The organism is Thermococcus barophilus MP, from assembly GCF_000151105.2.
Taxonomy (GTDB): Archaea; Methanobacteriota_B; Thermococci; order Thermococcales; family Thermococcaceae; genus Thermococcus_B; species Thermococcus_B barophilus.
The window spans coordinates 1,795,571-1,818,751 of the sequence record NC_014804.1 but is presented as its reverse complement, the minus strand read 5'-3'; the positions used below and the strand labels follow the sequence as shown (position 1 = coordinate 1,818,751).

26 protein-coding genes are annotated in these 23,181 nt (G+C 39.9%); 5 read left to right on the top strand and 21 right to left on the bottom strand.

Annotated elements, in window-relative coordinates:
- Positions 1-27: 27 nt before the first annotated feature.
- The 4 genes from purF to TERMP_RS10060 all read left to right on the top strand — a co-directional run bounded on the left by purF (position 28) and on the right by TERMP_RS10060 (position 4,011).
- The gene (gene purF, locus TERMP_RS10075) at positions 28-1,356 is read left to right on the top strand and encodes an amidophosphoribosyltransferase (protein WP_013468303.1); all 1,329 of its coding nucleotides are present in this window, start codon (positions 28-30) and stop codon (positions 1,354-1,356) included.
- 82 nt (positions 1,357-1,438) lie between these two features.
- Positions 1,439-2,440 carry a formate--phosphoribosylaminoimidazolecarboxamide ligase gene (locus TERMP_RS10070; protein WP_013468302.1) on the top strand — a complete coding sequence of 334 codons (1,002 nt, stop codon included), beginning with the start codon at positions 1,439-1,441 and terminating at the stop codon, positions 2,438-2,440.
- Positions 2,441-2,510: 70 nt separating this feature from the next.
- Positions 2,511-3,434: a glutamine-hydrolyzing GMP synthase gene (gene guaA, locus TERMP_RS10065; protein ID WP_013468301.1), complete on the top strand. Its 924-nt coding sequence runs from the start codon at positions 2,511-2,513 to the stop codon at positions 3,432-3,434.
- Between the two features lie 10 nt (positions 3,435-3,444).
- Complete coding sequence (locus TERMP_RS10060; RefSeq protein ID WP_013468300.1) at positions 3,445-4,011, top strand: GMP synthase subunit A; 567 nt, start codon at positions 3,445-3,447, stop codon at positions 4,009-4,011.
- Between the two features lie 303 nt (positions 4,012-4,314).
- Here TERMP_RS10060 and TERMP_RS10055 read toward each other — a convergent pair whose 3' ends face one another.
- The 11 genes from TERMP_RS10055 to twy1 form a co-directional block, all read right to left on the bottom strand.
- On the bottom strand, positions 4,315-5,082 hold the full coding sequence (locus TERMP_RS10055; protein WP_013468299.1) for a DUF2101 family protein: 768 nt from the start codon (positions 5,080-5,082) through the stop codon (positions 4,315-4,317).
- 6 nt (positions 5,083-5,088) lie between these two features.
- Entirely contained in the window at positions 5,089-7,569 is a 2,481-nt protein-coding gene (locus tag TERMP_RS10050) for a DUF2341 domain-containing protein (RefSeq protein ID WP_081452218.1), read from the bottom strand.
- On the bottom strand, positions 7,554-9,650 hold the full coding sequence (locus TERMP_RS10045; RefSeq protein ID WP_013468297.1) for a hypothetical protein: 2,097 nt from the start codon (positions 9,648-9,650) through the stop codon (positions 7,554-7,556). The genes TERMP_RS10050 and TERMP_RS10045 overlap by 16 nt, the downstream gene beginning before the upstream one ends.
- Entirely contained in the window at positions 9,647-11,044 is a 1,398-nt protein-coding gene (locus TERMP_RS10040) for a hypothetical protein (RefSeq protein WP_013468296.1), read from the bottom strand. The genes TERMP_RS10045 and TERMP_RS10040 overlap by 4 nt, the downstream gene beginning before the upstream one ends.
- Positions 11,041-11,511, bottom strand: coding sequence for a hypothetical protein (locus TERMP_RS10035; RefSeq protein ID WP_048159847.1), 471 nt, complete (start codon positions 11,509-11,511; stop codon positions 11,041-11,043). Before TERMP_RS10035 ends, TERMP_RS10040 begins: the two co-directional genes overlap by 4 nt.
- Positions 11,492-11,923, bottom strand: a complete 432-nt coding sequence (locus tag TERMP_RS10030; protein WP_013468294.1) for a hypothetical protein — start codon at positions 11,921-11,923, stop codon at positions 11,492-11,494. Before TERMP_RS10030 ends, TERMP_RS10035 begins: the two co-directional genes overlap by 20 nt.
- A 2-nt stretch (positions 11,924-11,925) precedes the next feature.
- The gene (locus tag TERMP_RS10025; protein WP_013468293.1) at positions 11,926-12,537 is read right to left on the bottom strand and encodes a class III signal peptide-containing protein; all 612 of its coding nucleotides are present in this window, start codon (positions 12,535-12,537) and stop codon (positions 11,926-11,928) included.
- A 50-nt stretch (positions 12,538-12,587) separates the two neighbouring features.
- On the bottom strand, positions 12,588-13,220 hold the full coding sequence (locus TERMP_RS10020) for a hypothetical protein (protein WP_013468292.1): 633 nt from the start codon (positions 13,218-13,220) through the stop codon (positions 12,588-12,590).
- Entirely contained in the window at positions 13,213-14,307 is a 1,095-nt protein-coding gene (locus tag TERMP_RS10015) for an FtsZ/tubulin family protein (RefSeq protein ID WP_013468291.1), read from the bottom strand. Before TERMP_RS10015 ends, TERMP_RS10020 begins: the two co-directional genes overlap by 8 nt.
- A gap of 7 nt (positions 14,308-14,314) precedes the next feature.
- Positions 14,315-16,570: a prenyltransferase/squalene oxidase repeat-containing protein gene (locus TERMP_RS10010; RefSeq protein ID WP_013468290.1), complete on the bottom strand. Its 2,256-nt coding sequence runs from the start codon at positions 16,568-16,570 to the stop codon at positions 14,315-14,317.
- Between the two features lie 93 nt (positions 16,571-16,663).
- Positions 16,664-17,623, bottom strand: a complete 960-nt coding sequence (twy1, locus tag TERMP_RS10005; RefSeq protein WP_048159997.1) for a 4-demethylwyosine synthase TYW1 — start codon at positions 17,621-17,623, stop codon at positions 16,664-16,666.
- A gap of 178 nt (positions 17,624-17,801) precedes the next feature.
- On the opposite strand from twy1, the gene TERMP_RS11555 reads away from it, so the two are divergent.
- Positions 17,802-17,945: a hypothetical protein gene (locus TERMP_RS11555; protein WP_158304570.1), complete on the top strand. Its 144-nt coding sequence runs from the start codon at positions 17,802-17,804 to the stop codon at positions 17,943-17,945.
- Here TERMP_RS11555 and TERMP_RS10000 read toward each other — a convergent pair.
- The 10 genes from TERMP_RS10000 to TERMP_RS09955 form a co-directional block, all read right to left on the bottom strand.
- On the bottom strand, positions 17,923-18,525 hold the full coding sequence (locus TERMP_RS10000; RefSeq protein WP_013468287.1) for a HemK2/MTQ2 family protein methyltransferase: 603 nt from the start codon (positions 18,523-18,525) through the stop codon (positions 17,923-17,925). The genes TERMP_RS11555 and TERMP_RS10000 overlap by 23 nt on opposite strands.
- Positions 18,526-18,557: 32 nt before the next feature.
- Positions 18,558-18,710: a 30S ribosomal protein S27ae gene (locus TERMP_RS09995; protein WP_042682877.1), complete on the bottom strand. Its 153-nt coding sequence runs from the start codon at positions 18,708-18,710 to the stop codon at positions 18,558-18,560.
- Positions 18,710-19,009 (bottom strand): 30S ribosomal protein S24e, encoded by a 300-nt coding sequence (locus TERMP_RS09990; protein WP_013468285.1) that lies wholly within the window; start codon positions 19,007-19,009, stop codon positions 18,710-18,712. The genes TERMP_RS09995 and TERMP_RS09990 overlap by 1 nt, the downstream gene beginning before the upstream one ends.
- Positions 18,999-19,541 (bottom strand): GTP-dependent dephospho-CoA kinase, encoded by a 543-nt coding sequence (locus TERMP_RS09985; protein ID WP_013468284.1) that lies wholly within the window; start codon positions 19,539-19,541, stop codon positions 18,999-19,001. Before TERMP_RS09985 ends, TERMP_RS09990 begins: the two co-directional genes overlap by 11 nt.
- Positions 19,542-19,543: 2 nt before the next feature.
- On the bottom strand, positions 19,544-19,729 hold the full coding sequence (spt4, locus tag TERMP_RS09980) for a transcription elongation factor subunit Spt4 (RefSeq protein ID WP_013468283.1): 186 nt from the start codon (positions 19,727-19,729) through the stop codon (positions 19,544-19,546).
- The gene (locus TERMP_RS09975) at positions 19,726-20,286 is read right to left on the bottom strand and encodes a DNA-directed RNA polymerase (RefSeq protein ID WP_013468282.1); all 561 of its coding nucleotides are present in this window, start codon (positions 20,284-20,286) and stop codon (positions 19,726-19,728) included. Before TERMP_RS09975 ends, spt4 begins: the two co-directional genes overlap by 4 nt.
- A gap of 50 nt (positions 20,287-20,336) precedes the next feature.
- Positions 20,337-20,873: an inorganic diphosphatase gene (locus TERMP_RS09970; protein WP_013468281.1), complete on the bottom strand. Its 537-nt coding sequence runs from the start codon at positions 20,871-20,873 to the stop codon at positions 20,337-20,339.
- Positions 20,874-20,956: 83 nt separating this feature from the next.
- Positions 20,957-21,367, bottom strand: a complete 411-nt coding sequence (locus TERMP_RS09965) for a type II toxin-antitoxin system VapC family toxin (RefSeq protein WP_013468280.1) — start codon at positions 21,365-21,367, stop codon at positions 20,957-20,959.
- Positions 21,368-21,399: 32 nt separating this feature from the next.
- The gene (eif2g, locus tag TERMP_RS09960; protein ID WP_013468279.1) at positions 21,400-22,632 is read right to left on the bottom strand and encodes a translation initiation factor IF-2 subunit gamma; all 1,233 of its coding nucleotides are present in this window, start codon (positions 22,630-22,632) and stop codon (positions 21,400-21,402) included.
- A 91-nt stretch (positions 22,633-22,723) separates the two neighbouring features.
- On the bottom strand, positions 22,724-23,101 hold the full coding sequence (locus TERMP_RS09955; RefSeq protein WP_013468278.1) for a 30S ribosomal protein S6e: 378 nt from the start codon (positions 23,099-23,101) through the stop codon (positions 22,724-22,726).
- Positions 23,102-23,181 lie beyond the last annotated feature (80 nt).

Below are 23,181 nucleotides of genomic sequence, written 5' to 3'. Positions count from 1 at the left end.
ACTATTACTTGGTAAGATGGTGGTCGCATGAAAGAGAAGTGCGGGATATTTGCAGCAAAAACAGAGAATGCAAGTAGAAAAGCATACTATGCACTTCTCGCTTTGCAACACAGGGGTCAGGAAAGTGCAGGAATCAGCGTTTGGAGGAATAAAATAAGAACATACAAGGGGCTGGGTCTTGTAGCTGAAGTTTTTAGGGGGCACATTTTGAATAAGCTGAGATCAAATATCTCTATTGGACATGTAAGATACTCGACTTTTGGTGGATTAAATGAAGCTCATCCCCTTGAAGTTGAATGCTGTGGGAAAAGACTTGCCTTGGTTCATAATGGAACTTTAACTAATTATCTGCCGCTAAGAAGAAAGTATGAAGGTGAATTCGAATTTAAAACAAGTATCGATAGCGAGCTTTTGGGATTAATTTTTCTCAAAAATTATTCAGAGACAAAGGATGAATTCGAAGCCATGAGAATGCTTTTTAATGAAGTCAAAGGAGCGTATTCTTTGGCTTTTCTGTTTGATGGGAAAATCTTAGTTGCCAGAGACCCCTTAGGCTTTAGGCCTTTAGCTTTTGGAATTGGGGATGGATATTATTTTGCCTCTGAAGATTCAGCACTAAGAATGTTTGATGTTGAAACAAGAGATGTAAAGCCAGGGGAAGTTTTTGTTGTCTCAGATGATGTTGAAAATAGGGTTTTAACTAAGAAGAAGCATGCCCACTGTGTTTTTGAGTTTATTTATTTTGCTCGTCCAGACAGCGTTATCGAAGGAAGAACCGTTTACAAAGCAAGGGTTGAAATGGGAAAGCAACTGGCAAGGGAGGATAATATCAATGCTGATATTGTCATAGCCGTCCCAGATTCAGGAAGAGCCGCAGCAATAGGATATTCCATGGAAAGCGGAATCCCATATGAAGAAGGCTTAATAAAGAACAGATACATCGGTAGGACATTCATAATGCCAACTCAGTTTGAAAGGGAGTTTAAAGTTAGGCTCAAGCTTTCTCCAGTTAAGGAAGTCATCAAGGATAAGAGGATAATTTTGATTGATGATTCTATTGTAAGAGGCACCACAATGAAGAGAATTGTTGCAATGCTGAAAAAAGCTGGAGCAAAAGAGGTTCACGTCAGAATAGCATCGCCGCCGATAAGATATCCCTGCTATATGGGAATTGACATACCAACACGACATGAGCTCATAGCCTCATGGAAAAGCGTTAAGGAAATAGGAAAAGAGATTGGGGCAGATTCCTTAAGATATTTGAGCATTGAAGGCTTGATAAATGCCGTTGAACTGGATGATTTATGCTTAGCCTGTTTAAATGGCATTTATCCGGAATGGGCTTTTGAATTTTAAGCCTGAAAGCTTTGTTTTTAGACATATTTTTGTTAAAATAAAGCTTAAAAATACAAAATTTTAACATCTTCTTGGTGAGTGAATGGAGTGGAAGATAGCAACTTATGCCTCTCATTCGGCACTTCAGATTTTAAAGGGTGCAAAGGATGAGGGATTCAAAACCGTAGCTTTTGGAAGGGAAAAAGTCAAACCTCTATACACCAAATATTTTCCAGTTGCTGATGAGTATTTAATAGGGGAATGTCCCGAAGAAGAACTTTTGAAAAGAAATGCGATAGTAATTCCACACGGGTCTTTTGTTGCTCACCTCGGAATTGAGAAAGTTGAGAGCATGAAGGTTCTGTACTATGGAAATAAAGCAGTCCTTAGGTGGGAAAGTGACAGGAAATTAGAGAGAAAATGGCTCGAAAAAGCAAAGCTGAAAATACCAAGAGTCTACAACGACCCCGATAATATTGACAAGCCTGTAATAGTTAAATTTCATGGAGCAAAAGGTGGAAAAGGTTATTTTTTAGCAAAAAATCCTGAAGATTTCTGGACAAAAGCTGAAAAAGCTGGAATCAAAAATAAAGAGCAGCTTAAGGAGGTTCAAATCCAAGAATACATAATTGGAGTTCCAGTATATCCACACTACTTCTACTCAAAGCTCAATGATGGGCTTGAGCTTATGAGCATTGACAGAAGGTACGAAACAAATGTAGACGGAATTGGAAGGATTCTGGCAAGAGATCAGCTTGAGCTCAGTTTAGAAAATTCCTACGTGGTCGTGGGGAACATTCCAATTGTCTTGAGGGAGAGCCTTTTGATGAAAGTTATAGAGATGGGTGAAAGAGTTGTTAAAGCTGCAGAGAAGCTTATGGGAGGTCTTTGGGGACCTTTTTGCTTAGAGACAATCCTCACAGATGAGCTTGAATTTGTGGTGTTTGAGATCTCTGCAAGAATAGTTGCAGGAACGAATCCTTTCATTAACGGTTCCCCTTACACCTGGTTAAAGTATAAAAAGCCAATGAGCACTGGAAGGAGGATTGCAATAGAGATAAAGCAGGCTATTGAAGAGAATAGACTGGATGAAATTTTGACATAAAAATGTTAATAAATCCATGGCATAAATTTATAAATTTGCTCTTTAATGTTGAAAGAAAAAGGTGATGCTCATGTGGGAGAGCTTCATCGAAGAGAAAGTTAAAGAAATTAGAGAGAAAGTTGGAGATGGAAAGGCAATTATAGCTTTGTCCGGGGGAGTTGATAGCTCAACAGCAGCTATCTTGGCTCACAAAGCAATTGGAGATAAACTTTACGCTGTTTTTGTGAACACTGGATTTTTAAGGAAAGGAGAACCAGAATTCGTGATAAAAACATTCAGGGATGAGTTTGGGTTAAACTTGATCTACGTTGATGCTCAAGAACGCTTTTTCAATGCGTTGAAGGGAATTGTGGATCCAGAGCAGAAGAGAAAGATAATCGGAAAAGTTTTCATCGACGTATTTGAAGAAGTTGCTAAAGAAATAGATGCAGAGTTTTTGATTCAAGGGACAATTGCTCCAGACTGGATTGAGAGCAAAGGTAAGATAAAGAGCCACCACAACGTTGGAGGTCTTCCAGAAAGGCTAAATCTAAAGCTGATTGAACCTCTTCGTGATTTGTACAAAGATGAAGTGAGAGAAGTCGCAAAAGAACTTGGATTGCCAGAGAAAATCTATAATAGGATGCCTTTTCCAGGGCCAGGACTGGCTGTTAGGGTTTTAGGTGAAGTAACCCCCGAAAAAGTCGCTATTGTTAGAGAGGCAAATGCCATAGTAGAGGAAGAAGTTGAAAAAGCTAAATTAAGACCTTGGCAGGCTTTTGCCGTGCTCTTAAATGTAAAGACTGTCGGAGTTCAAGGCGATATAAGGGCTTACAAAGAGACAATAGCTGTTAGAATCGTTGAGAGCTTAGATGGGATGACCGCAAACGCAATGAACGTTCCCTGGGAAGTTCTGCAGAGAATGGCTTTTAGGATTACAAGCGAAATTCCTCAAGTAGGTAGAGTTCTTTACGATATAACAAACAAGCCTCCTGCAACGATAGAGTTTGAGTGAGGGAGTGAAGATGATAATCATAATGGACAACCACGGACAATACGTTCACAGAATTTGGAGGACTCTACGGTACTTAGACGTTGAGGCAAAGATAATACCAAATACAACTCCTCTTGAGGAAATCAGGGCAATGAAGCCAAAGGGGATAATTTTTTCAGGAGGACCAAGCTTGGAAAGAACAGGTAATTGTGAAGCTATACTCAAAAATTATGAAGACTTCAATGTTCCCATTTTGGGGATTTGCCTCGGCCACCAGCTAATAGCAAAATATTTTGGCGGAAAAGTCGGGAGAGGGGAAAAAGCAGAATACAGCTTAGTTGAGGTCGAGATCTTAGAGGAAAATGACATCTTTAAAGGTTTACCGAGACGTTTAAAGGTCTGGGAAAGTCATATGGATGAGGTGAAAGAACTGCCAAAGGATTTTGAGCTTTTAGCAAGGAGCGAGTTCTGTGAAGTTGAGGCAATGAAGCACAAAAAATTGCCTGTTTATGGAGTCCAGTTCCATCCTGAAGTTGCACACACAGAAAAGGGAAGTGAAATATATAGAAACTTTGCTGAGCTTTGTGGCGAACTTTGATTTTCTCTTTTAATCTACAATAGTAAAATGGAAAACTTTTTAAAGTTCCTATTCTTACTTTTTTTAAGAGTACTAATGAGGGTTTAAAATGGGTTATACCATCTACTACAAAATAACATTTAGAGACAGAAGAAAAGCCATAAAAGTGATAAGGCAGATTTTAGAAGAACTCGGCTTTACATTGTACGAAAAAAATGAAGAAGTACTAATAGCCCCTCCAACTGATTCCGTAGAATTAATGAGGATTAAAGAAAATGAATGGCTCTCTGTGAAAACTTATAAGAAGCAACCTTGGACCGGGATTTACAAGCTTTTGTTGCTTTCCTTGTCCTCTTTTGCTTCTGTTGAGGCTTTTGACGATGAAGGTTGGTCGCTTAAATAAACTTCAATTATCTTTGTTGGCACTGCTCCCCTAAATGCCCTTTCCTCAACTAAAACTTTCACGATTCTTCCGATTTCAACATCAGGCACTTTATCAACCCAGTATTCTCCGGGCTTAACGTTTGCTCTGATGTCATCATGCACACTAATTTTCACAACATTTTCTTTAATATCCTCTATAACACCATAAGTCCAATCTCTGCCGTATTTTGATTTAAAATAAAATCTAAACATTAGAACGGCAACAAAAACAAAGACAAGATAGCCTAACGAATAACGAATGTCTAAAGAAAATCTTTTCAAAAGCACATATCCAAAAAATGCAAGGAATCCTATGATGCTAATGGAATAATAAAATACCTGATACGGCTCATGTTCAATAAAAAACTCTCTATATTTGCGGAATATCACTCTCAGATATATAAAATATACCGCCGTCAAAATAACTAAATATAACTCATTTGGCAGGAAAACCACAAGTAGCAGAGCTAAGAACATATAGAAAAGAAAAGTTAACTGAAGTTTTAGAACTAATAATTCGTGAACTGTAACCTTCTTTTTTACGAGCTTTCTCAGAAGCTTAAAGGATGGTGGCTTTTCCTGAGGTTTTGGGTTTGTGAAATCTTTTACCCTTTCCCATGTTGCCTCCACGAACTCACCTACTTTGTAGAACAGTTCCTCAGGATTCATTTGATTTCACCTCTGAAGTAAATCCTGAGCCCCCTGGACTCCAAATATGGCTACAGCTGTTTGATTATCTATGAAAAATGGCACACTGCTCAAATCTCCCTGAGAAGTAACTCCTTGGGAAACTCCCCACATTCTATAACCAGTTACTTTTGCTCCTCCTTTGAAGTAATATTGGAGGAAATAATAGTCAAAGCTCGTTTGTCCTTCCTCTATAGAGAGTCCCAGGGTATTGAAGAGATCAAAGAGTTTCTGATCATATGTGGGATCTGGTATCATGAAACTGACCAGTCCAATTGGGTAATACTGACTTCCATACTTAACCCCGAGCTCATCCTGTAACTGGTGAGCTAAGGCTTCATATGCAGCATGATTAATTGTGCTTCCCTCGAGTCTTTCAAAGAAAGATGGGGCATTGTAAATGCCAAAATATCGCTGATCCATAATACAGTCTATAAAAGGTTGGATATCATAGGCTCTTGCACTTGATGTTGTTGTAGCCGTTGTTGTGGATGAGGGTTTTGTTTCTATATTTTGGGATATCATGACAGTAGGAGGAGTTGGTGCATATTTGCGAACACGTATCCAGTCGATATATCCATATCTTGTATCTGAGTCAGTATCTGCCGCAATCTGCAAATGGAAGCTTGATAGAGGGGGATATACACTTCCAATTAGCCAAGTGTTTGTATAAGAATCCCAAAATTGTATTTGAGTGTTAGTGTAGATAATTTCAAAATTCTGCCAATCTGTAGATTGTATTTGTTGTAGATTGGGGATGTAACTCCCATATATTCTTAATGTTTTGTAGTTCCAAGGATTCAAGTTATAGTCATACCCATCATACCATGCATAAATGGCAGAATCATCTAACCAAGTAGAGGTTTCTGAAGGAACAAGACCTATTGTTAAGTCAGTATCATAACTAAATATTCTTCGACCTCTCCAATATGTATACCCTCCAAGCCTCCAAACGCCTTCAATAATCACATTTGGAGCAAAACTCTTGAGAGTATTTATGTAGTACTGGTTGTTCCAGTTTCCCCACATCTTAATGAGCCCATTTTCAAGTGAATATTGATTTGTATTTGTTGTCCATTTTGTTGTATCCAAAGAGCTTCCCTCAAAATCATCATAGAAATCAAACACTTTATCTGGATCTCCAAGTGTCTCTACTCCATTTGAATCAAAGTATATTGCAATAGTTATCTGAGAGTTCGCAGGAATAGTAACATTGACCCAGATCACAGCTTGTTTGGTATTGGTATCCCATTTCTCCACCCAGAAGTTCATCGGATTGCAGTTTTCATCATAGAACTCAATAATTGGAATGTTGTCTCCATCGCTGTCTGCAGTTCTGAAGAACGTTGTCAAAGCAGGGTCGGGGAGAGTTGTGCTGTCAATAGTAATTGGAACTTGAAAGTTTTTTAACTCTTGATTAATTCTGTTTTGTATTGTCACATTTAATCTGTATTCCAAAAGTGAACACCAACTTGTCGCTGTTCCTGTTCCACCCGCTCCGCTTACGTTTCCAAAGACCAACACGCCCATATCTCCTTCATTGAAAACCTCTAAGGGAGAAGTTCTTCTTCCATTTAATGTTGTGTTAAAAACAATAGGTTCGGTGACATTCTGTTCTGGATTATTTAACAAAACATACGCCGCTGCTCCCGTTCCAGGATAATAATCTCCAAAGTATATTCTATCTGGATCAACCGTTCTTGAAAACTCTTCCACAAAATGATCAACGGTGCTACTCCCATTCCCCTCTAAAACTTTAATTGGCTTATCTAAAAGCTCTGGGAAAGAATATGGACATGCCCTAATTGATCTGTAATATCTACCACCAGTCATTGCAGAAAATATAGGATCTTCAAGATTCTGAACATCAACTATTGAGTAAATATAACCCCCATTACTTGGGATCGCTCCGGTATAAACTATCCTGCCTGAGACATCCCGTATTGTTATGTTGGGTATCCTGGCTTTTATAACTACCCTGAAGGAGTCCAAAGGAGCAACTGTAATCTCCATAGAGTTCAGTATTTCATCAATGGAGGGGCTGATGTTAAATCCCTGATCCCTTAAATCAGCACTGATGTTGAGGAGCCATCTTCTAAGACTCTGTCCCCTCATAACTCTATTTGGATCATAGCCAATTAAACTTGGAGATGTGCCCTCAAGAATTAAATCCCTTATCGTATTGTTTACCATGTAAGTGGGAGAGATAAAGTCTCCTGTCACAGATACATAATCAATGATCGTGATAATCGCCCTTTTTCCAGAAATTTCCAGAGCTTTTTGAAAATCCAACTCCAAAAAAGAGGCAACTCTATACGTTCTTTCGGCTTGGGTTCTTACACTCTGAGCTTGAATAACTTGAGAGGAAACATCCTCATAAGTAGCCAAAAGCAAAAGCAGAGGAATCAGGAGCAAGAGAACTACAGAATTTAAGAAAAAGCCCCTCCTCTTCATTATTGCTCCCTCCATACTCTTAAGGTTATTGTGATAGGTTTGAATAACCCGGGTATCTCTCCCATCGAGGCAAATGCTATCTTAACACCCTCAGGTAAGTCCACATCTATCGGATTATTTTGAGATCCATCGTATGGAGATGTTTTCCAGTCATCTGGATTTACATCGTTGATATAGTTGAGATTATTGAAAAGCCTTAGTATCGCATCGTCAACAGCATACCTTTGAGGATCCAGATCATCAACTGTAATCAGCTTATAAGGAGGGTCTCCGATCAATATTTGTCGCTGATAAGTACTTGAACCATCATAATACCAATACGTGAGGTTATATCCTTTATATCGGGGGTATCCTTGGAGAAGCTGGGGAAATACATCCCCATAACCAGCATATCCTTCTATGAAATAGTTAACAACCCCCCTACTTTCTCCCTCTCTGAATCCAAACTGATAAGCATCGGTACTGTATGCCCTGAATGTATTTGTACGCCCAGGAACCATCATGGTGTCAGTTAGTCGGGTGTATGCTACCCTTATCAAATATATGTCTGGGTAATAGTCGTAGAACGTATAACCATTTTCAGAAAGCGTCATGGTAGCGTCTGGAGTAAATGTTGTAAATTGAATAGCAGTCCATATATCCACGTACCATGGTTTTGCATTTTCTGGAAGAGTATAATCAAATGTCATCTCGGCACATCTAACCCCATAACATGGCCCGTTGTATGTAATGTCATTATAATCAATAAAAATTGACAGAGGTATCGAATATTGAGTTACCAGAACCCGTGGAATGTACTTAATCTCTATTCTGGAAGCTCCATATCCATAAAGTATTCTCCTCCTTGGAGTAGTGTCATACACAAATCTTCTTTGAGATTCATCCCACCAAGAGTCAAGCGCTATTATCAGCTTGAAATAGGTTCGGCTCAGATTCTCATATGTAAATCCATAGGATGCTAAGGCAGATACGATTTCAGAGTTTGTTATATCAACTATCTGCCTGCCTGTGGTGGGAACAGTTTTGTGAACAAGCTCATAGTGATATGACCCATAGCTATAATAAATTCTTATATCTCTTACCCCCTCAGTTTCCAAGTGAATATTTATCTCCGTTATGTTGCCTGGTACGAAAAGAGCATTTAAATAGTAGATTCCCGTTCTGTCACTCTCAAGCTGATATAGCTCACCATATCTCGTGGCGGGATCTTCTACACTTAGACTATTTGTTGTATAGTCTGCAAAGAGAGTTGAACCGCTTCCAAATCCCATTTCGTAACAGTACCAAGATGCCGGTGTAAAGGTGGCTTCCAGAACGTTTAATCCCCCGTGTAAGATATTGGTTATGTCAGACGTTCCCAATGGGAGTGTCACATTATTTAGCTCGAAGTAGGAATATTGAGCAGAAGTCCTTGCAACCAGTCTAATGTCTGCACTATTAATCGAAGCATCATCAGGCAAACGAATTGGAGCCTCCACTCTAAACGTATTAGATACTCCACAGTATGCCAAAACCCTCTGTATGCCGATTATTTCCTGTCTTCTGTATGTAGCCTTTGTCAGGTACGCCCTTGCCATATACCCTCTCGGGGTCTGATTGTAAGCATAGCCGCTTAAAATAAGTGTGGCAGGTGATATGTTTGGAACTCTTGAAGAGTTGCTCCCGGTTTTTCTCAAATATGGGCTCGTATAGTTGTTTATCATAAGCTCGTAGTTATATCCCATCAAAGTCCTATTAAGGACGTATCCAAGGATTATCTCAGCTTTATGTCTTAGATTTGCGGAAGGATATATAAGTTCGGTGGCCCAATATGTCGATACAATATCCAACGGTGACATATCTGGAGAAACAAGGGTGGTATTTAGAGTCCCGTCAGCAAGCCATTCTTGGATTTTTTGTGGAGGTACGAGTTCTTTTAAACTGGTACTTCTTAAAAGGGTTAGTGTATCCTCCGCTATGTACTTTTCTTGCTCTCTCATATACGTCGTGTATGTACCGACATTGTTCTCTATGACAGCTATCGTGGACACAAATATCATTATCAAAAGCAGTGACAGTAAGGCATCCAATGTTAATACAAATCCCCGCCTTCTCATCTCTCATCCCACACCCAAAGCTTTAGTCTACACGACTCTACCCTTGGCTCCAGTATAACTCCCAAGTTCCAAGTAGTATTGATAAAAAGTTCAGTTCCTTCAAAAGATGTTATGTAAAGTTCCGCTATGTTAACCTCCGGAAAGATATCCTTCAATGGTATCATAACATTTCCCTTTGAGCCAGAATATTTCTTCACTATTGTGCCGTTCTCGACGATCACAGCTTCGGTTATGTTTCCAGATTTATATGCAAATACACCAACAATAGAATCTCCATTTACAGCCAAAAATGATGCATTCGCCTCAGTACCTATCAACGTCACGTTCAAATAGGCATAGTTGGGTATTTCAAGCTTCAATTTTCCTATTATTATGGGTTCCACTCCACTGAAAGCTGAAGTTAATGTTAGGTTGCTTTTATAAACCTTCTTCACCATTGATAGTGATCTTTCTGCGACTTCAATCCATTGAGAATTATTCATCGAACTCAGGGCGTCATTATATGTATACAGAGTGCCGTTTGGAGCATAAATTGTACCATTTATCATAATTATTCTAAGGACTGGTTCTGTTACATTGGAAACAGGTGTAAAATCATATGTTAAGTTGACATCTTGAGGAGCATAAGCCTTAACTTGAACATAAACCCTTCCAATTCCAGTGAACTGAAGCTGACATGTTGCTGCATTGTATCTTAACTGTAAGTTTGATCCCACATCAATAACCTCAACAGTTACAACGGCGTTGGGAGGAATTGTTCCTAAAAGACTCCCTCTGGAGTATACATAAACTGTTTCAAGAGGTATAAATTCAACAACGTCACCAGGGGTTAGGTCGAGTAGGATGTTTCCAGCAGATGATGAGAGAGGTTCTCCATTAAGTGTTACAGAACCACAAACAACATCAAAAGGCGAATTTCCACTGTCTGAAAGCCTAAAATTAACATTGTTATTCGGTGCTCCAACAATAATATAGATCCCAGTGATTGGAAATCCACTTGTGCTAATTGAATATTTTCTGAGATATATCTCAAACATAAAATCATTTCCAGAGCTTAGATTTCTTAAGCTATCTATAACTGATGGGTCTCCATCTTGAATTCTTTCTTTAAGCCCCAATATTTTGTTATAAGCCAGAGACGGAGGATAATTGGAAGAAACTAAACCAAGAACTCTAATTGGGGCATTAGTGATATCCCAATCCTTAGGATACCCCGGACTTTTTGTTAGGATATCCAGCATGTTATTGGCAACATTTGCTCTGTCGTACCATTCAACCAAATTCGTGATTTCAGCTTTTATCATATCATTTGTATTTATAACTACCCCAACGACCATAACGACAATTACAAGTGAAAGCAGCGCATCTATGGATAGGAGCTGACCTCTCCTCATCCCTCTACCCTCACAGCAATATTCACTGCAGTATCCCCATAAAACAATGTCCCATTTGAGAGAATTAAGTTTGTTGTCATATTTAAGTCTCTCACTATAAAGTTCTCAACTGCGGATGCCAAGGTCTCATTATTTATAGCAGAGTAGGGGGTCGTTAAGACAACGGTAATCGTTATAGTATCATTGATTTGTGAAGTTTCAATTTTAAGAACTCTTAAATTTGGATTAAGCCCATTCAATGTTTCAAGAGCAGAATTCAAAGGGGAGTATCTCGGATCATCTGTTAACACGCCCATATTTAAATAATCACACGCACGAGAAGCTGAAGCTCTAACGTAAGAGACAATTGTCATATCCTTATTCTCCTCAAAATAAGATGGAACAACTAATGCAATTCCAATCAATATTATACTCGCAATAAACATCATCTCAAGGGCAGTTTGGGCTTTATTTTTCGACCTTAACATAGAGCATCCCTTCAGTTGTGTTGTAATAAGCAGTAATCCAGAATTCTTCACCGCTGGTTAAGTTCACACTGGAAGTGGACAACGGCACTGTAGAATTTTTAACAATCCAGAAACTCCTTCCATTAACAGTTGCGTTTACTATTATTTTATTTGTTGCACCATCAAAAACAACCCTAATTGTACCACCATTTAAGTCTGGAGCAACTTCCCTCACCTTATAACCCTCTCCGATTGCATAAACCTTAGCACTATGATCCACCAACGTAGAGGAGAATAGCCTAACCTTTGTGAAGGTATCAAAGCTTTCAGCATGGCTGATTTCACTGGTAGCCAAATATGTAAGGTTTGTCAAAGTTACTATTATCAGCAAGACCGCAAAGAGGAGGTCGAGGCTTAATTGCCCTCTTTTCATTTTCACCCACCAGGATCTATGGTTATTCTAAGCTCACCGGCTGTCATATCAAGCACCCAAGTGTTTCCATTTCCTGGAATCCACTCAACAATAATTACAAGAGTCGTTGGAAGCTGGGCTGGATTTGCAATTAAAATGCCATTAACTATGTTTCCATTATAGATAGCAGTTCCACTCGGAGTAAACCCTGCACTTCCCGTAAGATCAGTTCTATATAATGACTGGCTCCAGAAAGTGTTTTTTCCAGCCCCGCTCGTTACAAGGCTGTTATTAGCAGTATCAACTATCCCAACATAAGTTCCATTGAGATACGTTATAAATATCTCTGGACTTCCACTTAGATTAAATGATTTTTTCAGGTAATTTTCATCCCTGAGGTATCTCAGAGTGATGTAAGAGGTTGCCTTGGAGCCTGGCCCCTGAGCATAAACTTGAGAAATTGTGTTTGAAATTGAATTTGCGAGGCTTTTGGCTTCTAAGCTGACCTGAACACGAAGTAATTCATTTGACTGTGACTTCTGACTGAAAGTTATATTATTAATGGAATACGCCAGCAGGATAAGCAGTATACCAAATATCAACATGAACTCCAATGAAATCTGCGCCTTCTTCATATTTCCCACTCCTACTATTATTTAGGTTCTAAAGCAGTATTTAACAATTTTCATTCAGTATTGGTCATATTCTCCCCAGTTTTGACTATTGCAAAGATACTTGAACCTATTTTCCTTGTCAGAATTCCAAAATAATCATAGCTGAATATTTTAAACTTGTACCTTGTGCTATCCAACTGATGTTTAAGAACAAGCTCCCTAAGCTCATCTATGAAGAACTGCGTAAGTTGATAATATGCAAAGTCAAGTTTTTCTTTCCTATATGAATGGAAGAATATCAACAGTGGAAGAGCACTAACTCCAACTAAAAACCATGGAGTATCAAAAAAGAAAGACAAAATTATTGTTACTGCCAGAAACGCCAATATGCCCAACATTGCTAATTTTACATAGTTTCTGACTTTTTTCAGATATTTTACCTTAGCTTCCCAAATATTTAACAAAGCCGGATTGTAGAAATCAAAAGCTGTGTGGCGCTTTCCTTTTTGTATTCTCTGCCTAATTAAGTCATCCCAATCATCTTGATAGTAGATGACCTCACCTCTGTTTTTTGCCCTCTCTGCATCAAGAGATGATATTATCCTGATGATATCCTCGGCACTTTCGTGGGCTATGTGGGAGTAAACTTCCTTTTCATTAAGTTCAAGTGCAACCTCAACTGAATCTTTTACTACATCACTCATTTATCTCACCAGGATAAAGGTCATCAAAATCTGGTAAACCAGATAAGAGCTCTCTTTTTCTCACTTCTGCTTCTTCTTTTGCCTTAATAAAAGACTGAGCATAACGCTTAGCTGTCAAAATAATGTCCTCTATGCTTTTACTTTCATATATCCCGCTAAGAAGGGTTACTACCTCGACCTCCCTTTCTCTCGGATCAGGATAAAATCCTCTGAATATCTGCTTTCCTTTAATTTTCTGGGCGAGATAATCCAATGCCTCGAATATCTCATTTGCTTTCAAAAGTTCTGGTGGTCCATGAATTGCTACCAATCCATATAGAGCGGACTCTATGTTTGCATCAAGGTAAAGGCCCTCATTCTCAAAAGATTTGAGGATTAAACGGGAGAGGTTTTTGACTTTATTCGCCTCTGCTTTTGCATAGCCAACTGTAGCAAAGCTACCAAAGGCTTTAAGTACAAATTTCAAATCACTGGCATCCAGTGTCTGCTCACCAGGAACATCAATTAAAGCCAAAAGTGAGGCGATGCGCTCAACTATTGTATAGTTTATCTTTTCATATGCCCCGCTTATGTCCATCCCCGTTTCTTTTAGCTTGTTGTTATCTATTGCAATTATTGAATCGGCAAACTTTGAGAGCTTGTCAATTGTTATTGCTGCATTTATAGTTGGTCTTATCCCCTCTTCTTTCAGAGGCAATGCACCTATAGCCACAACAAGAGAGTCCGGGTATTCCTCCTTGAGGGCTTCAGCTAAAACTGGCGTCCCTCCTGCCCCGGTGCCTCCTCCAAAGCCAAATGTTAAGAAGAATATGTCAACATCCTCATATCCGATTACTGAATTCATCTTTCTCATGACCAAAGATAAGTCCCGCTTCATAGCTTCCCTGCCTAATACTGGATTCGCATTTACACCTTTCCCTCCAGTTAGGCTTTCCCCAATGAGTATCCTGCGCTCTTGGGGAATATGTTTCAGGTATTCCAGATCACTTTTCGATGTGTTTATCGCTATAGCCTCAAAGTCAACTAATGCAAACAAGTCTGCTATCTTAGTCCCACACTGCCCAATCCCTATTATTAAAGCCCTCACGATTTAATCACCTCAAGAACTTCACAGTCAGCTCATCTAAATCAACAACCCCATCATGGTTCTTGTCCTTATAGGTCACAACCAATGCATCGCCTTTGAGGTACTTCACCAAACCGGAATCAAATATCTTGGCTACAACATCATCAAGACCTTTTTCATAGAAAACAAAGAGTATGTAGCCCGTTTCAGTCTTTCCTGGAATCAATACAACTGTATTCTTAATGCTGTATTCTTCTCCATTGATGTGAATTGTTTCATTGTCCACTTCAAGCTTCACATAGGGGTTATAATCCTTGATGTTAAACTCTCCGAAGTCCGATAGCACTATGTAGTTTGCATCTCCAAATCCTTGGAACTTTTCAACAGTCGTATTGGTTTCGAAAAGTTTGTCGATAGACGCTTTTATTTGTTGGGCCGTTAAGTTCCTATCATCAGTGTAAACCACATAAAACTTCTGCTCTGGGATTAGTCTTATCACATCATAGAGGTTGATCTTGGGTATAAACTTAAACTGTGAGAGGAATTGTGTAGCTAATGCAGAATCAACAACTGTATCTCCCCATAGACCTCCGTGCTTTTTATCCATAAGCCAATTCAGAACATCCTCCCGGTAATCATACCCAAATTCCGCTAATAGTTCTGCAGCTCTTATTGTGAGCTCAATTGTTGGCTTTTCTTTATACTGGAATACTCCAATCAAGTAGTGTTCCCTTATATTTGCCCATCCCCCATCTTCCGTTCTTTGTTCAAGGAGCCATTTGAGATGAGGCTCCAGCTCGTCTTTTGTTGAAATTGGTGCCAAAGCTTCAAGGACTTCAAGTGTAACAGAAACCTCAGGGGGGAGCATGTAGGAATAGAATCCGGTATCCACATAAGTTCCCCATCCTGTCTTTGAGATAGAAAGCAGCCAGTTCTTTGCTCTTTGAATTTCGGTACTATTCGATGGAACCCCAAGGGCAAGGAGTGCCTTAATTGCCAAGGCAGTATCATAAGGCTGAGGACCCAAAAAGTCCCCCCACTTTCCTGTATCAAGCTGAATACTTTCTATAAGTTTAATGTTTTCATCTTTTTCTGTTTCATTCAGCATGTTAAATTCAAGAAGTGTCAGAAGAGCATAAACATAGGGCGAATATATTTCCTTGTTCTTCCTTGCAATTAACTTGTCTTCTTCGTATTTTGCCCTTACCCACTTCAATCCTTTTTCAATGCTTGGGTCTCTGAAATAGCATAATTTAAGAGCTTTTAGTGTATAGTATGTTGCCTTCTCATTAGATGGAAAACCATAATAATAGCTCCAGCCACCATCAGGATTTTGAGCACTTTTCAAAGCCTCACAGGAAGTTTTAAAGGGGTTTTCCAGCCCCTGGCTCAGCTTGTCACTTATTAATGCAAAACTCAGCGCTGCATAGGAGGAAGCTTCAAACAGATGTGCCTGAGAAAACAGTTTTGGCTCATCACTCCAGTAGAATGTGGACTGTCCTTTCTTTAAAGATTCCAAAATTAAGAGCGCTTTAGCGACATCAAAGTTAACATCTTCATAATCCACAAGAGCATAGGTAAGCAGAGCCCTGTCACTTACACTTAGGTTCTCCGATTCGAGTGCCTTCTTTATCTCCCCTACCAGGTTTGTATCAATGTCTTTTCCCACACTCTTAAAAGCCAACAACTCCAAAGCCAACGCTTTATATTTATCAATACCATATTCCTCCACATTAGCTATGTAGCTGAGAGACCTTTTGATGTAGGGATGATCCACCCTAAAGCCATTCTCTCCCAAAGCCCAAATTGCCATGACTGTTGGATAAAACTCTGGTTCTGTCTTAGGAACATACCCCCAACCGCTGCCTGAATAAGAACTCAGCAGAAATGAAATGCCATCATCCAGTGCGTGGAAGATTTTTGAATATTCGGGAGTACCTTTCTCATAAAGATGGAGCACCTTACTCAGTGCGATAACCGCATAGGAGGTATCAACAACATTACTCACACTACCTTTGAAATACCCCCACCCACCATCGGGATTCTGCCATGAGACCAGTATATTGGCAATGTAAGTTATGTTTTCAATGAGATTATAATCCACTTTCCCCTGAGCAGATGTTAGTGCGAGTAACACCAAGCTTATCTCTTGTGTTGTATTAGCCAGATTCTTTGTTTTTGTTAAAAACTCAACAGAACCGTCTAAGATTGGCTTTGCTCCCACAAGTCCGTAGGAAGTTATAATGAAAATGACCAACATAAGTGATAATGCACGTTTCTTCATCGTCCAGCACCCCTAACATAGTAATGTCTCCCTAAAATAAATAAGCTTTTTCCAAAAATAAGGTTAAGAACAAATAAAGTTTACTCAGCAAGGCTAATGTTTTATGAAGCGCTCTTCTTTGCTTATGTCGTCCCTCATTATTAGCACTACCCTGCTTGGCTGGTATTCATCCTCAATGTGATAGCCAGGCAGGTATTTTACAAGCTCTTCAGCAAAGGCTTTTATTTCTTCGTGTTTAGGCATGTTGTTTATCGTTAAGCGGTTTCTTGAAAACCCCACAAACATGTACGCCTTGGCTTCAACGAACATTGGTTTGGCTTTCATGATTAGCTCTGCATAACCCTTTGGGTTGTGCATGTTTTCACCTTTGACAAGGGTCAGCCTTATTACGGTTCTTGTAGGCAGATCTCGCATTAATTCAAGGGTTTTGATTATTCTCTCCCACCCATCTGGAATCATTGGGATATTTACTCTGTTGTATGTCTCAATATCTGGGGCTGTTAAGGAAACATAGAGCTGTGTTGGCAGCTTTCCTTCCTTTTTCATCTGCTCTATTGCTTCAGGGACGGTCCCATTTGTCACAATGAACGTTGTAAACCCTCTCTTATGAAATTCCTCAACCAAATCTCCGATATAGGGATATAATGTCGGTTCTCCAGATAAGCTAATGGCGGCATGCTTAGGCTCTTGAGCCTCTTCGTATTTCTTAACATTTATCCTGTCCTTTATCCCACCGAATCCACTTAACAGCTTTCTCTGCGCTTTTATGCTCTCCTCAACAATGAACGCTGGATCATCCCAAGGCTTTGGTAACTCTGTTCCTAAAAAGCCTTCCATTGGACGCCAACAGAATACACAATTGTGAGTGCACCATGCCAAAACCGGCGTCATCTGCAGGCAGCGGTGAGAGTGAATACCATAAAACTTCTGCTTGTAACAAACCCTATTGTGCTTTATACTCTCCTTTAGCCAATGACACAGTTTGACCCCGCTGTGTCTGCCAACAAGAGCGTAATGCTGCTTCTTGAATAATCTCGCAATTTCCTCAGGCATGTTGGGTTTCACATTTTCCACCTTAGGCTCACCCAAGAGGGAGTAAAAAGATGCGTTTAAAAATTTTTGCAACACAACTCTGGTCATTTAACCTCATAAGCTCCGAGTATTTTATCGTCGAAAAATAATTCGGCGATTAACAAAAAAGCTTAAAAACTAATGGGGATTAGTTGTATCCATGTTGAGTCATATGAAACCGACTTTAATCATCAAAACACGTGAAAAAGAATTTGAAGTTGAGCTCTTTGAAGAGGACTATGAACATGAAAGCAAGCCAAAAGTAAAATTCATCCAAGAAGTTAAGAGGATTCATTTAGCTTAGCTGTAATAACAAGGATTTCTTCAAAGAAGTACCTCTTTTTTGCGGTAATCTCTACGCTAAAACCCAATTTTGTGAACTTTTCTATGGTATCCTCAACACCCGTTATTGATGATTGAACTACTTGAACTATCCCATTTGGCTTTAGGTAATCTTTAACTTGGCTGATGAACCTATCAAGTACTTCCCTTCCTCTTTTCCCACCGATTAAGGCTAAGTCAATTGGTTCTTTTAACTCCCCAGCTTCTCCTGGCAGATAGGGAGAATTAAAAGTTATTATGTCAAATTTCCCTTCAACGTTTTCAAACAAATCGCTTACACGGAACTCAACATTTTTTATTTCATTAATTCTTGCATTCTCTTTTGCCAATTCAACAGCTATTGGGTTAATGTCAACTCCAAGAACAAATTTTGCTTTTTTTGCCATTAACAAGGCTATTATTCCAGTCCCAGTACCCACGTCCAAAGCGATGTCGCCTTCTCTAATCTTCAAATTCTCAGCTAACAGAAAAGTATCTTCAGCAGGCTCATAAACCTGGGAATGGAGCTTTAGTTTAATACCTTTATAGTAAAAAAATGCCATTCTAATCACAATAGAAATTTAGAGAAAAGAAATCACTTCTTCCACTCAGTATAGCCACATCTTCCACATGCCCATCTATCCTTGTGGTTTGCCATGAAAACTCCAGGACCGCATCTTGGGCAGTACTTGTTTTTTCTTACAACTTTGCCATCCTTAACTTCATAGAGCTTCCATTTCTGCCCCATCATTCTCCCTCCTTCTTCTCAATTAAACCGTCTCTAATTAGAATATACTCAGGCTCAATGTAGAACATTCTCTCTTTGCTCTCATAAGCCTTTGCGTAGCCCTTTGAAACCCTGCTACCAAAGTAAGACCTAATATACTGGATAACCGTTGTCTCTGGGTTTAAATCAAGCATTGCAACGAGTTTCCCCTTTACATCTTTCCTTGAGGGTGTTGGTTCTCCTTCATGGATAATCTCGAAGTAAATCTCCTTTCTCCCAAGGAGCTTGTTCTCCTTAATTTCAGTAACTCTAATCTCCATCGTAAACCACCTCCATCTTACGCAATATCTCAGCGCATCTACGCTTACATTCCGGTGTTACCTTTATAAGCACTATGCCCTCTTTGGGCTGACCATAAACAACCAACGCATTGAAAGGAGCATAAAGCACCGCGGGAATCGCGGCTAAATCTTCCTCACCATGAACTTTAATGTAAACATTTAAACCTCTCTTGGCAAGCTCGATGGATTTTCGGATAGCATTTAATAAAGCTTTCGTTATGGTTGCCGGTGGATTGTTGGCTGTCAAGATTACAGCACCGAACTCGATCTCCGGATTATATTCATTCCGCTCAGTTTTATGGTCGTATATTGCCACACTGGGCTTTATGCCGAGCTTTAAAACATTTTCCGTGACAACATCTCCAACGGTAATGAGATAAGGAGCTTTTTCAAGCTTTTCTTTTACCAAAATATAAGGGCGGGGAAGTTCACCCCTAACTAACTCACCCAATGGCTTTTTAAGTTCACTTCTAAGGGAAAAAGGAAGTTTAAAGTAAAATTCTCTGCACATCTTTATCTGACCCTTATAGCATACTTCCCCGGAACTTTCACGCCTAACTTTTGTGCTATCTTTGAATTCTCAACGTCCATGATTATAACTAAGTCAAACCACTCATCGCTTAGATCCCTGCTCCCACAGACTGGACATCTGTCCTCGGTTGTGATGTAGTGGCAGTGCCTGCAGGCTCTTTCCTTCATCCAGCCTCACCTTTACGCTTTTCTTTTGCAATCCACTCAAATTTTCCAAGACCGGGTTGCCTCATTGTTAGACCAATCTTGTTCTCTCTGATTATCCTGCTCTTAACGCTGATGGCGATTATCCTTGCCCTGACTTCATCGCCAAGCTTGAGAAGGTATTTCTTCTCCTTTCCAAGGAACTGCTTATTCTTTTCATCAAAGACCACATAATCGTCCATAAGCTGTGAAATGTGAACAAGACCATCCATTGGCCCAATTCTTATGAAAGCACCGTAAGGGGCAACATCAACAACTTCTCCCTCAACAACCTCATGCATCTCGGGCTTCCACACGAGAACATCAAAAACGACTTCGTGATAAGTTGCACCGTCCCCAGGGACGATAACCCCCTCACTAACCTCATGAACATCAAGAACTGCTAAAATAACTCCCTCATCCTTATCATAAATTCCTTCATAAGTCTCTCTCAGAACTATTTTTGCGGCTTCTTTTGGATCCATTGTAAACATCCTTGGGGGAATTCTCACAACATCTTTAACTGTCAAAAGCTTGTACATCCCGCTACCTCCTGCTTTTGAATTAATTTTGAAAGATAAAAAGAAAGAGATCACCCCTTCTTCCCGAATTTCTCTTTGTAAATCTCAATAGCCCTCAAGATTTCCTGCTTTGCTTTCTCGGCGTTTTCCCAACCCTCAACGATGATCTCCTTTCCTTGCAGCTCCTTGTATCTCCTGAAGAAGTGAGCTATCTCATCTAAGAATGCCTTTGGAACATCATCAATGTCTTTCCAGTCGTTGAAGTATGGATCCTCAACTGGGACTGCCAAGACTTTGTAGTCCTTGTCTCCGCTGTCAATCATCTTGAACAGTCCGATTGGTCTTGCCTCTATTAGAACTCCAGGATAAGTGGGTTCTCTCATGATAACCATGATATCAAATGGGTCATCGTCATCATACCATGTCTGTGGAATGATTCCGTAATCAACTGGGTAGTGGAATGGGCTGTAAAGAACTCTATCAAGCTTTATTAAACCTGTTTTTTTATCAAGCTCGTACTTGTTTCTGCTTCCCTTTGGAATCTCAATCAATGCGTAAACAACTTCTGGAACCTCTGGTCCTGGCTCCAAATCGTGGAACGGATTCATCTTTACCACCTCTCAAACCTTTTACCAACTAACCTAAAAGTTTTTCTGCATTTAGCTTTAAGAGTTAGCTTTTAAAGTTGTCGCTATTCCAGCATACCTTCAAGCTCAAGAATCTTCTTTTGTCTGAGATAAACAACGGGGATTCCTCTTTCCCTGAGCTTCTTTTTAAGGAGCTTATCGTTCGTACAGACAACTATATTGGAGTTTTTCACAGCAAATTCAAATATCTGCTCATCAGTCGGTTTTTCCCCAAATTTTCCAATTTCAACAACCTTAAACCTCTCAGCGAGCTTTTTAGCCATTCTAACAGCCATAAGGTCTTTTCCTTTGGCTTTGCCCTCTATAACGTTGAGTTCATCCAAAACTATGTTTGGGACAACAATCTCGAACTTAACATCGAGAATTCGATTAAGCTCGCCGATTATATCAACACCAAACTGACCGGGGATTAAAAGAAAGTTTGTGTCGGGAACAACAAGCCAGGCCTTTCTCATTAAGCTCACCGCAAAGTAAAATTAAGAAAAAATCAGCCTTTGATGAATCCATAGCCAATCAAACGCCATCTTGAACCGACTTGTCTGCTTATTGCAACTCTTTCTCCTACTTCTGCACACACTGGAATCTGGAGTTTGAGTTCAATCTCATCTTTCCCAAGTCCAGTGACGAGACCCATAGTTCTCGCTGTTCCAACGTTTAAGAGTAGAACTTCTCTCTTCTTTATCGGCTCAACTTTAAGCTCTTGCTCCGTCCCAACGACTCTCTCTAAGAGGTGAACTTCAAGGCGGAGCTCCTCCCATACTGGCGGCAACTTCCCAGGTTTCCCAACGACATTTCCTGCCATCAGGTCTCCTTTGGTTAGGAACGGGTCAAGCTTTGTTCCTACTCCCACCAATCCGCCAGGATAAGCCTCCTCGACAAACCTTCCTCCAGCTTGAAGAGAAACAATTTCAGTCGTTATTGGCTCATATTTTATCCTTCCATGCTCTTCATAAGGCACACCAGGTCTTATTTCAATCTCATCCCCAACTTTGAGCTTTCCTTGGACTATTGATCCTCCAATAACGCCACCGATAAGCTTTTCTGGAGGAGTTCCTGGCTTGTTGACGTCAAAGCTCCTTAAAACAAGCATCTTTGGAGGCTTATTGGGATCCCTCTTTGGGGTTGGTATGAAATCTTCAATTGCCTTTATAAGAACATCAACGTTCGCCCCATGCAGAGCTGAAATTGGGATTATTGGAGCATTTTCGGCAACTGTCCCTTTGATAAACTCCTTAATCTGCCTGTAGTTCTCCAAGGCTTTCTCCTTATCAACAAGCTCAATTTTGTTCTGGGCAATTATTATGTTCTTGTTTCCAATAATTTGAAGTGCCATTAAATGCTCCCTTGTCTGCGGCCTTGGACAGGGTTCGTTTGCCGCTATAACTAAAATTGCACCATCCATTAGAGAAGCCCCAGCGAGCATCGTGGTCATCAAAGCCTCGTGACCCGGGGAGTCAATGAACGAAACTCTCCTCTCAAATTCTGTTTCAGCTCCACAGTATGGGCAGATTGGAGAAGTTGAATATCTCCCACAGCTTGGACACCTTCTAATTTCAGCATCAGCAAAGCCTATTTTAATCGTGATGCCTCTTCTCAGCTCTTCACTGTGAGTATCCGTCCAGATTCCAGTTAAAGCTTTAGTTAGTGTCGTTTTACCATGATCAACGTGACCAACCATCCCTATATTAACCTCAGATTGTTTAAACTTCTTCTTTGCCATGGCTCTCGCCTCCAAAAATAAAATGGGAGAATCCTTTATTAACCTTACCACAAAAAGTGCCAAAGGAAATTAAAGGCAAAAGCAAAGAAAATCAGTAGATTAACTTAACATTAATTTGAGCAATCTCAGGACTAATAGTATTGCCCCTCACTGTCTTCTTCCTTCTCTCGCCTTTTTCCTTGGGTCTAAAGCCTGGACCCTTTGAAAGCAAAATCTTAACTCTTCTCGGTCCGTGGACATCTGGCCTCATTGGAAAGCCATCTTTATCAGTTCCTCCTCTAATGAGGAGCTTTGCATCTGCTGGAATTTCTTTTCCGAAGATTGCACTTAAGTCAAGATTTAGTTCTTTCGCTGAAATCTCGTCACCTATTCTTTTACCGATCAGCTTTTCTGCTTCTGCACCGCTAATCTCAACTTGCTTTGCAATCCCGCTCTTTGGATCGGAGATCACAAGCTTAAACGTAACCATTTCCTCCCACCTCTCAAATCTTCATTAGCGGGATTCATTGGGTTGCCCCTTATCCGAATGCCATTGATTTGGTGCATTTA

Excerpts from the sequence above, each read along its gene's own strand:
- purF (WP_013468303.1), top strand. The coding sequence starts at position 28 with ATGAAAGAGAAGTGCGGGATATTTGCAGCAAAAACAGAGAATGCAAGT.
- TERMP_RS10070 (WP_013468302.1), top strand. The coding sequence starts at position 1,439 with ATGGAGTGGAAGATAGCAACTTATGCCTCTCATTCGGCACTTCAGATT.
- guaA (WP_013468301.1), top strand. The coding sequence starts at position 2,511 with ATGTGGGAGAGCTTCATCGAAGAGAAAGTTAAAGAAATTAGAGAGAAA.
- TERMP_RS10060 (WP_013468300.1), top strand. The coding sequence starts at position 3,445 with ATGATAATCATAATGGACAACCACGGACAATACGTTCACAGAATTTGG.
- TERMP_RS10055 (WP_013468299.1), bottom strand. The coding sequence starts at position 5,082 with ATGAATCCTGAGGAACTGTTCTACAAAGTAGGTGAGTTCGTGGAGGCA.
- TERMP_RS10050 (WP_081452218.1), bottom strand. The coding sequence starts at position 7,569 with ATGGAGGGAGCAATAATGAAGAGGAGGGGCTTTTTCTTAAATTCTGTA.
- TERMP_RS10045 (WP_013468297.1), bottom strand. The coding sequence starts at position 9,650 with ATGAGAAGGCGGGGATTTGTATTAACATTGGATGCCTTACTGTCACTG.
- TERMP_RS10040 (WP_013468296.1), bottom strand. The coding sequence starts at position 11,044 with ATGAGGAGAGGTCAGCTCCTATCCATAGATGCGCTGCTTTCACTTGTA.
- TERMP_RS10035 (WP_048159847.1), bottom strand. The coding sequence starts at position 11,511 with ATGTTAAGGTCGAAAAATAAAGCCCAAACTGCCCTTGAGATGATGTTT.
- TERMP_RS10030 (WP_013468294.1), bottom strand. The coding sequence starts at position 11,923 with ATGAAAAGAGGGCAATTAAGCCTCGACCTCCTCTTTGCGGTCTTGCTG.
- TERMP_RS10025 (WP_013468293.1), bottom strand. The coding sequence starts at position 12,537 with ATGAAGAAGGCGCAGATTTCATTGGAGTTCATGTTGATATTTGGTATA.
- TERMP_RS10020 (WP_013468292.1), bottom strand. The coding sequence starts at position 13,220 with ATGAGTGATGTAGTAAAAGATTCAGTTGAGGTTGCACTTGAACTTAAT.
- TERMP_RS10010 (WP_013468290.1), bottom strand. The coding sequence starts at position 16,570 with ATGAAGAAACGTGCATTATCACTTATGTTGGTCATTTTCATTATAACT.
- twy1 (WP_048159997.1), bottom strand. The coding sequence starts at position 17,623 with ATGCCTGAGGAAATTGCGAGATTATTCAAGAAGCAGCATTACGCTCTT.
- TERMP_RS11555 (WP_158304570.1), top strand. The coding sequence starts at position 17,802 with ATGTTGAGTCATATGAAACCGACTTTAATCATCAAAACACGTGAAAAA.
- TERMP_RS10000 (WP_013468287.1), bottom strand. The coding sequence starts at position 18,525 with ATGGCATTTTTTTACTATAAAGGTATTAAACTAAAGCTCCATTCCCAG.
- TERMP_RS09995 (WP_042682877.1), bottom strand. The coding sequence starts at position 18,710 with ATGGGGCAGAAATGGAAGCTCTATGAAGTTAAGGATGGCAAAGTTGTA.
- TERMP_RS09990 (WP_013468285.1), bottom strand. The coding sequence starts at position 19,009 with ATGGAGATTAGAGTTACTGAAATTAAGGAGAACAAGCTCCTTGGGAGA.
- TERMP_RS09985 (WP_013468284.1), bottom strand. The coding sequence starts at position 19,541 with ATGTGCAGAGAATTTTACTTTAAACTTCCTTTTTCCCTTAGAAGTGAA.
- spt4 (WP_013468283.1), bottom strand. The coding sequence starts at position 19,729 with ATGAAGGAAAGAGCCTGCAGGCACTGCCACTACATCACAACCGAGGAC.
- TERMP_RS09975 (WP_013468282.1), bottom strand. The coding sequence starts at position 20,286 with ATGTACAAGCTTTTGACAGTTAAAGATGTTGTGAGAATTCCCCCAAGG.
- TERMP_RS09970 (WP_013468281.1), bottom strand. The coding sequence starts at position 20,873 with ATGAATCCGTTCCACGATTTGGAGCCAGGACCAGAGGTTCCAGAAGTT.
- TERMP_RS09965 (WP_013468280.1), bottom strand. The coding sequence starts at position 21,367 with ATGAGAAAGGCCTGGCTTGTTGTTCCCGACACAAACTTTCTTTTAATC.
- eif2g (WP_013468279.1), bottom strand. The coding sequence starts at position 22,632 with ATGGCAAAGAAGAAGTTTAAACAATCTGAGGTTAATATAGGGATGGTT.
- TERMP_RS09955 (WP_013468278.1), bottom strand. The coding sequence starts at position 23,101 with ATGGTTACGTTTAAGCTTGTGATCTCCGATCCAAAGAGCGGGATTGCA.